Source organism: Streptomyces sp. WM6386 (assembly GCF_000972385.1).
Lineage (GTDB): Bacteria > Actinomycetota > Actinomycetes > Streptomycetales > Streptomycetaceae > Streptomyces.
Genome location: NZ_JXTE01000604.1, coordinates 1 through 378 on the forward strand (window position 1 = coordinate 1; position 378 = coordinate 378).

At 78.0% G+C, this 378-nt stretch carries 1 protein-coding gene; it reads right to left on the reverse strand.

Translation table 11 applies throughout. From position 1 onward, the window contains the following. The coding region (locus TN53_RS42885; protein WP_159038304.1) for a hypothetical protein at positions 1-378 on the reverse strand (378 nt) is incomplete at both ends.

Below are 378 nucleotides of genomic sequence, written 5' to 3' on the forward strand. Positions count from 1 at the left end.
CCGGCGGATGGCGCAGTACGTCGCCCGGCGCGGACTCGGCGAGCAGTCGGGTCAGTAGCCCGGCAGGGTCCGCGGCGGGGCCGGGCACCATGGCCTGCACCAGGCAGTCGCCGGCGCCGAGGGGGGTGAGCTGGACCCAGCCCAGGTCGGTGGTGTCCAGCACGGCGGTACGTTCGTTCCGGCCCGCCCGCAGCGGCGCGGTGCCCGTCAGCAACCGCCGCCGCCCGACGGAGCGGTGGGTCATCGGCGCGCCGCCCACCGCCTGTGCCATCACCGTCCACCGCACCGGGCCGCCCGCATCCGGCGTCGACCAGGCCCCGAGCCGCTCCCGCATCCGGGCCGCCAGCACCGCCCCGTCCACCACTCGTCCTGCCTGCG